The following is a 9656-nucleotide window of genomic DNA, read 5'->3' on the forward strand; positions in this document are numbered from 1 at the left end:
GTATGGGCAGTAAAAAGAAGAAAACAACAATTGGTTATAAATACTTTTTCAGTATTCAGTCGGGGCTTGGGCGTGGTCCAATTAATGAGTTAGTTGCTATTACCGCTGATGATAAAACTGTGTTTGCAGGTAAAGCAAATGAAGTTACTGTTAGCAAATCAATTTATATTGATAAGCCGAATTTGTTTGGTGGTACTAATGTTGGTGGTGAAGGTGGAATTAAAGGCATATTTGAAATCGCAATGGGTGATGCAGATCAGGAGCCAACTAGTCGTGTAAAAAATTTACTGGGCGGCGTTGTGCCTGGTTTTCGGGGCATGGTTACGACGTTCTTTGATGGTTTAATTAGTGCTTATTCAGCAAGTCCAAAACCGTGGAAATATAGAGTCAGACGTACAACACAAGGTTGGTCAAATAACGAAGTATGGTACCCAGAAAAATGTATCATCATGTTATATGATGATACATCAACAATTCATGAAAAAGATAATGGAATAAATAGCAATTTAAGAACTATTCACGCAATGAATCCTGCGCATATTTTGATAGAGTGTGCAACCAACAATGATTGGGGACGAGGATTGCAACTATATGAGGATATTGATTTAGATTCATTTAAAACTGCTGCTGATATTCTATATAATGAAAAATTCGGTTTATGCTTTCGTTACAATCGACAAGATGGGTTAGATACATTTGTACAGCAGGTGTTAGATCATATAGGCGCAGTACAATATGCTGATTTAACAACAGGAAAAATTAAACTAAAACTGATTCGTGATAATTACAAAACAGAAGATTTACCATTGTTTAATTATGATAACGGTATTTTAGTGGTACAGGACGATGATAGTAGCGCTTCCGATAATGTACCAAATGAAATTGCTGTAAAATGGCATAATCCAGTAACGAACGAGGATAGTGAAGTTCGGGCACAAAATTTAGGTGCAATTCAAGCCGTTGGTTTAATCAGTAGCTCTATTGAATATAAAGCACTACCAACATTTGAGCTGGCTGCACGTGTTGCACAGCGAGAACTGGAATCTGGAATTGCGGGTTTAATTCGTCTAACGATTCAGTTTGATCGACGCGGTGAAATATTAACTCCTGCTGATTGTTTTCGGGTATCACTACCAGACCGAGATATCGAAGATATGGTCATGCGGGTGGGCTCTATTAACGAGCACGAAGATGGAATGATTGAAATTACCGCAATTCAGGATGTTTTTGGGTTGGCAGACACCGTTTATAATAGTGGTAATCAATCTGGGACAGGGATAGTTCAAGATACAACACCAAGACCAGTTAAAAATTATATGTTATTTGAATCTCCCTATTTTGCAATGAGCCAGTTATCAAATTATGATGTTAATAACGAATCAGGCTATATGTTTCTAGTTTCTGCTCAGCCAAATTCACAGTCAATTAACTATTTATTACAAACTACAACTGAAGGTGCTGATTTTACAATAAGAGGAACAGGCGACTTTACGCCAAGTGCGGTATTAATCAGTAAACGTCAGTTAAGTAAAATAGATACACAATTAAACGTGATTTTTAACAAAAATATGACAGATGTTTCAATTGGTAGTGCAGCTATTATTGGTAATGAAATTGTTCGAATTGATGCATTTGATGAGTTAAATGGGACCTTAACAATAGCAAGGGGATGTGCAGACACATTACCACAAACACACAGTAAAGATTCGTTTATCTGGTTTTTTGATAGCCTATTTGAAACGGACGGTATTGAATATTTAAAAGGTGAAGTTGTTTATGTTCAACAGTTAACACAAACTAATGCTGGAACACTCAGTGCAAATAAGGCCCCCATTCGAGCACTAAAATTTGACGCAAGAGCCGCACGCCCATATCCTCCAGCTAATTTACAGGTAAATGGTGTTATTACAGAGACAATAACACTAAAAGAACAAGAAACAATAGTATTAACATGGTTACATCGAAACAAAGAAATACAACAAGATAATCTCATTGCATATAATGAAGGTAATATTGATAAACCAGAAACCGTTAAATATCATATTGAATATTATTTAGCTGGTGAGCTAAAGAAAACAGTAGTAACAAATGAAAATTCTCACGAACTAGAAATTAATGAAACTGAACATTATGATGAAATTCGGATCTACGCATACGACACAAAATCCGAGTTAGAAAGTTTACAAAAATACATTTTACAAATTAAAGCTTAATATTTGTAATTTATTTTCATATGATGAAAAATACAAAATAGTTAATTATCACTTAATTTAAGCGTGATTTATCACGCTCGGCATCAGAAAAGTAACTAATTTTTATGTATTTAGTCACTAAAAAAGAAATAGATATAAAAAAAGGAACCATTTTTATTCAAAAATGGTTATTATTAATGGAATTTGTTATGGAAGAAAAAGGACTAGTTTTAAAAAATTATGTGTTGCACAATTTATTTAGCACATAACTAACCGCCACAAAACCAAAGGTGGCTGTAACTGTTGTAATTGCGCCGAACCCTGACTCACAGTCCATTTTTTTAGGTCCATCTGCTTCACTTTTTGTTAAACATACTTGTCCATTTTTAGAAGGGTACGTTAATTGCTCAGTCGAAAATACACAAGGAATGCCGTATTTACCTTTGCTATCTTTATTTAATTTATAATTATACTTTAGTTTTTCACGTAACTTTGCTACTAATGGATCTTGAATTGTCTTTGCCAAATCTGCAATTTTAATTTGGGTTGGATCTTTTTGTCCACCAGCTCCACCAATGGTAATCACTTTCAATTTTTGTCGCTTACAATATGCAAGCACAGCCGCTTTATCATGTACACTATCAATTGCTTCAATAATATAGTGATAACATGGGGATTGCTTTGTTCCTAAATATTCACCAACATTATCTGAATTAATAAAATCATCAATTTCATTCACGATACATTCAGGGTTAATTTGTAAAATGCGTTCAGCCATAACCGAGGTTTTAGCTTTGCCAATATTGGATTTTAACGCATGAATTTGGCGATTTGTATTTGTTACACAAACATCATCCATATCAATTAAGGTAATTTGACCAATACCACTACGCGCTAGCGATTCAGCAACCCAAGAACCTACACCACCGATACCAATTACACAAATATGCGCTTGTGAAAAACATTGCAAAGCTGACTCACCATAAAGCCTAGCTATACCGCTAAAACGTTGAAAGTAAGATTCTTTATTCATCAATAATTAATAATAGTGTTTTATACTAAAACAACTACTCTCCTGAAACTTTTTTACAAATTATAACTGTAATATTTTTTATATAAAGAACTTATCAATAAGTATTAGAGATATTATACCTTTCACGAATAAAAAACCAAATTCATAACTCTTATAAAGGTCAGCTACATCATCATCGACGATAAATAATTGGTAATATATTATGTGTATTTGTTTAACTTATTATTTTTTCCTACAATTTGCCATTTCATACCAAGCAATTGTACCTTTAGCTTGAGCAAAGTAGATAAAGGGTCTAATAACCTGTCAGGCCGTAATACCCTCGTGCTTAGTCAGGCTAACGTCGAGCAAAATAGAGCTATATATTAAAATGGTTAACAATTTTAATATAGATTGAACATATCTATTTTTTAGATCAAACAAAAATGTTATACGCTAGATACTAAAGTCTTAACAGTATATAATATTAAAAATTTTTAATCTTAATTTAAATAAATTATTGGAGTTTTAATTTTTTATGAAAGAATATAAGGTAGTTATTTATCAAGAAAACGCTTTTTCTTCGTTTCTTTTTGGATCAGCTAATGTTAATCCAGCTAGGTTTACCGAGTTACTAAATAAAAATGCTGAAGCAGGCTGGCGTGTAGTAACGATGGAAAGAGAGATACGTCGCTTGTTCTTATTCTGGAATCGAGAAGCTCACATTGTTATCCTTGAGCGTGACCGTATTTAAACAATCCCAAAAGCATTTTTATTAAAATAATCCATTACAGGTAATAATATTTTAAATTAATAGTTGTAAGGTTAGAAATCAATATGCTCATTAGGGCATATTATTTCTACTAAATAAGATAAACTCAAACTGGCTAATTGCTAAATTAGTAAATTAGAAGTATTAATTCTTTGTTAAAAAGTTTCAGGAAACACTATGTTTCAGTATAAAATAGGCAACTTTAGGATTTATGCTGTAATTTTTGCTCTGCTAGAGCTAAAAAGACAATACCTATAATGATAGATAACCCACCAAGCATGCGTGTCAATGTAATTTGCTCATCAAAAACAATAACCGATACCAACATTACTGTAACCACCTGTAAATGAGAAGCGGCAAAAGCTGGACCCACTGGGGCTTTTTTTAATAATACCATCCAAGTGACAAATGCCCCTGTATAGCCAAGCATTACTAAATAAGCCCAACCATAAGTAAAAATACGGATTAACCAATCAATACTCACTTCAAATGGCATAGCTGATATTGCCGTTAATTTAAAGCTTGTTTGACCAAATGTGTCAAAAAATAATAGTAAAATAAATCCAATAATATAAAATTTTTTCATTACGTAAGCCCCACTAAAACTACGCCAGTAGTAATAAAAAATATACCAATGATACGGAATAAAGTAAGGTGCTCTTGAAATAAGATACGCCCAGCTAACATAACAGTTATGATATTAAATGAACCTAGTAAAATACCTTGCGATAAAGGCACTTTACTTAAAAATGCTAGCCAAAAAATAAAACCGATAAAATATGTGCCAAATCCCAACCAAAGCCAAAAATTGCTAAATAATTTTTGCCAATAATGTAAACCCTGCTTATTTTTTGAAGTAATTGCGGCATACTTAAATGCAATTTGCCCAACAGTATCACAGGCAATATTAATTAACCAAAGAACAATAATTAAGGTTGACACTGCTGGCAAAATCCGTGTATTTCTAGCACACTATGTTTGATTAAAAAATCACTTTGTTGTGCTAACTGTTTAAATTGATGTTCGATATCTTGTGAATGTTTTTCGATGATTTGTTGACATTTATCGCAAATGAATAAAATTGAAATATGTTCAGGATCTTGAAAATGTGGACAAATAATATAGCTATTAGAAGATTCCACTTTATGGATAAAACCTTGTTCAAGTAAAAATTCAAGTGCACGATAAATTGTGGGAGGTTTAGCTTGAGGTTCGCTTAGTTTGAGTAGATCTAAAAGATCATAGGCACTCATTGCTTTATTTGCCGTTAACATAATATCTAAAACTGTTCGACGTTGCGTTGTCAGTTTAATACCACGTTTTTTGCATAAAGTTTCAATCTTTTCAATTAACAGATTATGCATTTAATATCCTTTGCCTTTAGCCATAATTTTTTTGTGCAGCTTTTCTTCGTCTTATTTCTTTAGGATCATTGATTAAAGGGCGATATATTTCAATACGATCGCCATTTTTAACCAATTCATTAAGATCACAACGTTTTCCATAGATGCCGATTAAATGTTCATCTAGTTTAATCTGGCATAACGATAAGATATTGGATTTTGTAATTGCTTGCAAGACATTCGTTTGCTCATCAACATTACAATTAATTACTGTTGGATTATTCGGTAACGCATAAACAACTTGAATATTGATCATTTTAATAAATCTGCCTTGCTCTTTTTGAAAACGCATTAACCATACTAGTCATGATTTCTTTAAATATAGGAGTAAAAGTCATATCTAATAATTTATTTTTGAACTCAAAATCTAAATTGAGACTAATTTTACTTTGGTTTTCAGTAATTTTAACAAATTGCCACCGACCCGATAATTGTTTGAATGGACCTTCTAAAAGCGTTATATCAATTGAGTTAGGTTCATTAACTCTATTTAATGTGGTAAAAGATTTTTTAAAACCGAACTTTTCAACCTTAATAAAGGCAGTCATAATATTATCTTGTTTTCTAATAATGCCTGTTGCGATACAATCAGGAATGAATTCTGGATATTTTTCTATATCATTAACTAAAGCAAACATTTGCTCAATTGAGTAGGGCTCAATAACTTCGTGAAAAACATGTGCCATAATAATAAAATAAAAAGTTAAAATTAGTAGCATATAGTATCACGTAACTCTATAATAACGCACATTATGACTAAGAAAAAATTACACAAGCCGGGATCGGCAACTATTGCATTAAATAAACGTGCACGCCATGAGTACTTTATTGAAGAGGAAATTGAGGCGGGATTATCCCTGCAAGGTTGGGAAGTAAAATCTCTCCGTGCAGGTAAAGCAAATATTAGTGATAGCTATGTTTTACTTAAAGATGGTGAAGCATGGTTATTTGGTGCAACTATTACGCCGTTAAATGTTGCCTCAACGCATGTTATTTGTGAACCGATGCGAAATCGTAAGTTGCTGCTAAATGAGCGTGAGCTCAACTCATTATTTGGTCAGATCAACCGCCAAGGCTATACGGTTGTTGCTCTTTCGTTATATTGGAAAAACGCATGGGCAAAAGTAAAAATTGGTGTTGCCAAAGGTAAAAAAGAATACGATAAACGTACCGATATTAAAGAACGCCAATGGCAAGTTGATAAAGCACGTATTATGAAAAACGCAAATCGGTAATGTTTTGATTCACTTCGTAAAATATAACGCTAGCAGTAGATATCGATTCAATTTCTGTTTTAATTAGATTTGCTAGCGCTATCTTTTTTAGTACATTATAAATCTACAATATACTAACGTTGATCATCAACAGTTACGCCTGCTGGCGGAGTAAATTTGAATTTGTCTAATGCGACTTTACCTAGTGTTTGTCGAGACAAGTCATAAAAACTACGTTGGCCATCTTCTTCTATAATAGTAAAGTTAGAAATCATACCTGTAGGTAATACCGAAATAATAAAGTCTTGATTAGACCCATCGGTTGGTTTTAAAGTGAACGAATCTTGTTTACGAGTGACATTATAAACATTCCAAATTGGGTTATGACTGTCAGTAATTAGTAACATTAATCGGTTATCGATCGCTTTTTTCAAGTCCATTACACTAACTTGTTGAACTGCTGGTGTGTATACCCACATATTCTTTCCATCAGAAATAATCGATGTTTCATCAGGTTCATTCATCGTCCAATTAAAATAGTAAGGTCTACTAACCCATAAATCGCCTTTACCTTCTTGTACTTGTTGATTATCGGCCGTTTTCACATCTTGCGAAAACCTTGCATAAAACCCGTCAATTTTATCTAAACGTTGTTGTAATACTTCTTTATCGCCAGCCCATGCAGATAAACTAACTAATGCTCCAATTAAAAGTAAAAACTTTTTCATAATCAATCCTTATGTATTTATTCTATAAAAATATGTTAAATATATTTTGATTACTATATATGATCGAAATATTACCGTTTTTATTCCACTGGGGAAAGATATTTTCTTTTCTTTTTTCACTTAATAAATAACGAGTATATAATAGGTTTTATTTTACAAATGCGGATAAATACCTGCCATGCCGAGTATGTCTTTTGAATTTACTACTGATGAATTTAAACCATTAGCAGCTAGAATGCGCCCACGTAATCTAGCTGAATATATAGGTCAATCTCATCTATTGGGGAAAGATAAACCGCTACCCAAAGCAATTGAAGCTGGAAATTTACACTCAATGATCCTTTGGGGGCCGCCAGGCACGGGCAAAACAACTTTAGCTGAAATTATTGCTCATCATGCTAATGCTAAAGTTGAACGAGTTTCTGCCGTTACATCTGGCATAAAAGATATTCGTGAAGCAATTGAACGAGCTAAAATTAATCAGCAAGCAGGGATCCGCACTATATTATTTGTTGACGAAGTTCATCGTTTTAATAAAAGTCAACAAGATGCGTTTTTACCTTATGTCGAAAACGGCACTGTTACGTTTATTGGAGCAACAACTGAAAATCCATCATTTGAATTAAATTCTGCATTATTATCTCGTGCAAGAATCTATTTGCTCAAATCATTAACCAACCATGACATTGAGCAAATTTTACAGCAGGCAATGGACGATACTAAGCGTGGTTATGGTAATAAAAACATCAATCTACCAGAAGAAACAAAAAAACAAATTGCTGAATTCGTTGGTGGTGATGCAAGGCGAGCACTTAACACACTTGAACTATTAATTGACATGTCAGATGGGCATGAACTTACACCTGATTTACTCAAAGAAGTTATAGGAGAACGTAATGCGAGATTCGACAATCAAGGCGATCGTTTTTACGATTTAATTTCCGCGGTACATAAATCAATACGTGGTTCCGCACCTGATGCCGCTCTTTATTGGTATGCAAGAATTATATCAGCTGGCGGAGATCCACTTTATGTTGCACGTCGATTATTAGCCATTGCCTCGGAAGATGTTGGTAATGCCGATCCTAGAGCTATGCAAGTCGCGCTTGCCGCATGGGACTGCTTTACAAGAGTTGGTCCTGCTGAAGGTGAACGTGCAATTGCACAAGCAATCATCTATCTTGCTTGTGCACCAAAAAGTAATGCAGTTTACCTTGCATTTAAACAAGCAATGACTGATGCCGAATCAAAACCTGATTACGATGTTCCTGAGCATTTACGCAACGCTCCAACAAGCTTAATGAAAAACTTAGGTTATGGCGCTGAGTATCGTTACGCCCACGATGAACCCAACGCTTTCGCAGCAGGTGAAAATTACTTTCCGCCAGAAATGGCTAATACAAAATATTATCGCCCAACAACTCGTGGTGCTGAAAAAAATTATACTGAAAAATTAGCATGGATAGAAGAACAAAACCTCTCAAGCTCTATTCAACGTTATAAGTCTAAAAAATAGAGGCTGTGTTTATTTTTTATAAAAATATTCTGAAGGTATTTGATCTAACAAAATAATTATAAAATGGAGAATACTATTTCTACATACTTATTTTTGTACCTACCTTTAAATCTTAAAATAATGTTAAAAATTTTCAGGAAACTATGTGTTTGAGTATAAAATTTTAAATAATTAAAGTGCTTTTTATCTAAAAATATGTCAGGTTAGATTTGTATCATTTTAACAACCTGGAGCAAGCAAATAGAATGACCGAAAATGACTTACCATTTATAATACTGAAAAAATCATGAGACATTAAATAGTATAACGCCTATTGAATACAAAACACAAAAACAACTAGCATGATTTTCTACGTTAGTTTTGTATTAAAAATGAGATAATCACACATCAGCTAGTTGTAAACTATTAAAGTTATGAAACAGGATTAATTTTATGCCGGCATTATCTGAATATTCAAATATATCAAACACTGTACTCAATATATTAGATAAAAAAGGATACCGAATTTGGTATGACGAAAAGTTAAAAATGTACTGTACTGAAAAGAACGGTTGGGATTTTATGGCCGATTCACCATCAGGTTTGTTAGGTTTAATTAGCATTTATGAATTTAAAAAACCAGCTATATATAAAGAATATTGGTGGAAAGATGATGATAAAAACTTACTAAACAATTTAAGAAAGAAACCTAAATACATATCAGTTATAGATAAAAATATAAGATAGATTAAAGTTAAGTTACTAAAAATAAAGCAAAAGCAACTAAGTGATTTTTTACATATCATAAAATAATAATATAAAAGCAAAAAGCCCAGCATG

At 33.0% G+C, this 9656-nt stretch carries 12 protein-coding genes; 5 read left to right on the forward strand and 7 right to left on the reverse strand.

All coding sequences use genetic code 11. The features are described from left to right. The first annotated feature begins 2 nt into the window (after positions 1-2). Positions 3-2213 carry a phage tail protein gene (locus B9N71_RS10575; RefSeq protein WP_085165908.1) on the forward strand — a complete coding sequence of 737 codons (2211 nt, stop codon included), beginning with the start codon at positions 3-5 and terminating at the stop codon, positions 2211-2213. 217 nt (positions 2214-2430) lie between these two features. On the opposite strand, the gene tcdA is transcribed toward B9N71_RS10575, so the two are convergent. Beyond that, complete coding sequence (gene tcdA, locus B9N71_RS10580) at positions 2431-3225, reverse strand: tRNA cyclic N6-threonylcarbamoyladenosine(37) synthase TcdA (protein ID WP_085165909.1); 795 nt, start codon at positions 3223-3225, stop codon at positions 2431-2433. 517 nt (positions 3226-3742) lie between these two features. On the opposite strand from tcdA, the gene B9N71_RS10585 reads away from it, so the two are divergent. Beyond that, positions 3743-3958 carry a DUF4177 domain-containing protein gene (locus B9N71_RS10585; RefSeq protein WP_065590507.1) on the forward strand — a complete coding sequence of 72 codons (216 nt, stop codon included), beginning with the start codon at positions 3743-3745 and terminating at the stop codon, positions 3956-3958. Between the two features lie 220 nt (positions 3959-4178). Here the strand turns inward: B9N71_RS10585 and B9N71_RS10590 are convergent, their stop codons facing one another. From B9N71_RS10590 to B9N71_RS10610, 5 genes are read right to left on the reverse strand one after another with little or no spacing between them, the layout of a single operon-like run. After that, positions 4179-4562, reverse strand: coding sequence for a DMT family transporter (locus tag B9N71_RS10590; protein WP_034913644.1), 384 nt, complete (start codon positions 4560-4562; stop codon positions 4179-4181). Continuing rightward, positions 4562-4918, reverse strand: a complete 357-nt coding sequence (locus B9N71_RS10595; RefSeq protein WP_034913647.1) for an EamA family transporter — start codon at positions 4916-4918, stop codon at positions 4562-4564. The genes B9N71_RS10590 and B9N71_RS10595 overlap by 1 nt, the downstream gene beginning before the upstream one ends. Further along, positions 4906-5340, reverse strand: coding sequence for a zinc uptake transcriptional repressor Zur (gene zur / locus B9N71_RS10600; protein ID WP_051634260.1), 435 nt, complete (start codon positions 5338-5340; stop codon positions 4906-4908). Before zur ends, B9N71_RS10595 begins: the two co-directional genes overlap by 13 nt. A gap of 16 nt (positions 5341-5356) precedes the next feature. Then, entirely contained in the window at positions 5357-5635 is a 279-nt protein-coding gene (locus B9N71_RS10605) for an RnfH family protein (protein ID WP_065590505.1), read from the reverse strand. A 1-nt stretch (position 5636) separates the two neighbouring features. Continuing rightward, positions 5637-6098 carry a type II toxin-antitoxin system RatA family toxin gene (locus tag B9N71_RS10610; protein WP_081296689.1) on the reverse strand — a complete coding sequence of 154 codons (462 nt, stop codon included), beginning with the start codon at positions 6096-6098 and terminating at the stop codon, positions 5637-5639. Positions 6099-6131: 33 nt separating this feature from the next. Between B9N71_RS10610 and smpB the strand changes: the two genes are divergently transcribed. After that, complete coding sequence (gene smpB, locus B9N71_RS10615) at positions 6132-6614, forward strand: SsrA-binding protein SmpB (RefSeq protein ID WP_065590504.1); 483 nt, start codon at positions 6132-6134, stop codon at positions 6612-6614. A gap of 113 nt (positions 6615-6727) precedes the next feature. On the opposite strand, the gene lolA is transcribed toward smpB, so the two are convergent. Beyond that, a complete protein-coding gene (gene lolA / locus B9N71_RS10620; RefSeq protein WP_065560472.1) occupies positions 6728-7321 on the reverse strand; it encodes an outer membrane lipoprotein periplasmic chaperone LolA in 594 nt (197 codons plus the stop codon). A 178-nt stretch (positions 7322-7499) separates the two neighbouring features. Between lolA and B9N71_RS10625 the strand changes: the two genes are divergently transcribed. Together B9N71_RS10625 and B9N71_RS10630 are read left to right on the forward strand one after the other, a co-directional pair. Further along, positions 7500-8837, forward strand: a complete 1338-nt coding sequence (locus B9N71_RS10625) for a replication-associated recombination protein A (protein WP_085165910.1) — start codon at positions 7500-7502, stop codon at positions 8835-8837. Positions 8838-9269: 432 nt separating this feature from the next. Then, a complete protein-coding gene (locus B9N71_RS10630; RefSeq protein WP_085165911.1) occupies positions 9270-9563 on the forward strand; it encodes a hypothetical protein in 294 nt (97 codons plus the stop codon). Positions 9564-9656 lie beyond the last annotated feature (93 nt).

This window comes from Gilliamella bombi (assembly GCF_900103255.1).
Classification (GTDB): Bacteria; Pseudomonadota; Gammaproteobacteria; order Enterobacterales; family Orbaceae; genus Gilliamella; species Gilliamella bombi.

What these genes read in the sequence shown, in the direction of transcription:
- B9N71_RS10575 (WP_085165908.1), top strand. Translation starts at nt 3, where the DNA reads ATGGGCAGTAAAAAGAAGAAAACAACAATTGGTTATAAATACTTTTTC.
- tcdA (WP_085165909.1), bottom strand. Translation starts at nt 3,225, where the DNA reads ATGAATAAAGAATCTTACTTTCAACGTTTTAGCGGTATAGCTAGGCTT.
- B9N71_RS10585 (WP_065590507.1), top strand. Translation starts at nt 3,743, where the DNA reads ATGAAAGAATATAAGGTAGTTATTTATCAAGAAAACGCTTTTTCTTCG.
- B9N71_RS10590 (WP_034913644.1), bottom strand. Translation starts at nt 4,562, where the DNA reads ATGAAAAAATTTTATATTATTGGATTTATTTTACTATTATTTTTTGAC.
- zur (WP_051634260.1), bottom strand. Translation starts at nt 5,340, where the DNA reads ATGCATAATCTGTTAATTGAAAAGATTGAAACTTTATGCAAAAAACGT.
- B9N71_RS10605 (WP_065590505.1), bottom strand. Translation starts at nt 5,635, where the DNA reads ATGATCAATATTCAAGTTGTTTATGCGTTACCGAATAATCCAACAGTA.
- B9N71_RS10610 (WP_081296689.1), bottom strand. Translation starts at nt 6,098, where the DNA reads ATGCTACTAATTTTAACTTTTTATTTTATTATTATGGCACATGTTTTT.
- smpB (WP_065590504.1), top strand. Translation starts at nt 6,132, where the DNA reads ATGACTAAGAAAAAATTACACAAGCCGGGATCGGCAACTATTGCATTA.
- lolA (WP_065560472.1), bottom strand. Translation starts at nt 7,321, where the DNA reads ATGAAAAAGTTTTTACTTTTAATTGGAGCATTAGTTAGTTTATCTGCA.
- B9N71_RS10625 (WP_085165910.1), top strand. Translation starts at nt 7,500, where the DNA reads ATGCCGAGTATGTCTTTTGAATTTACTACTGATGAATTTAAACCATTA.
- B9N71_RS10630 (WP_085165911.1), top strand. Translation starts at nt 9,270, where the DNA reads ATGCCGGCATTATCTGAATATTCAAATATATCAAACACTGTACTCAAT.